The sequence below is a fragment of the Undibacterium sp. Tian12W genome, assembly GCF_049339405.1.
GTDB lineage: Bacteria > Pseudomonadota > Gammaproteobacteria > Burkholderiales > Burkholderiaceae_D > Undibacterium.
In genome coordinates this window covers 1-285 of record NZ_JBMPPK010000087.1, presented here as the reverse complement: position 1 = coordinate 285, position 285 = coordinate 1, and the positions used below count along the sequence as shown (strand labels likewise).

Annotated in this window: 1 pseudogene; it reads right to left on the bottom strand. The window is 50.2% G+C overall.

What is annotated here, in order from left to right:
- Positions 1–285: pseudogene (locus tag ACO0LI_RS30720) on the bottom strand (MotA/TolQ/ExbB proton channel family protein); the annotation flags it as partial.

Genomic DNA, 285 nt, shown 5'->3' with positions numbered 1-285 from the left:
GGTGTTCTGTGGCTTTGATACCAGAGTCAGCGATGAAGCGGAATGGGCTGCCTTCTTTCAAAGAAGCGGCACCGGCTTGTACAGAAGCTGCTTTCCAGAATTTGGAACGGGCATCTGTGGCTTGGCCAGACAGTTTGACTTGATCAATGATTTTGGTGATGAGGATGTACCAGCTGCCCATGGACATGATGACCATGATGATGAGTGTGCCTTTGGCAACGAAGTCACCGGTTTTCCAGAGAGCATCGAGACCGTATGGGTTGTCTACCATTTCTTTGGCAGCTG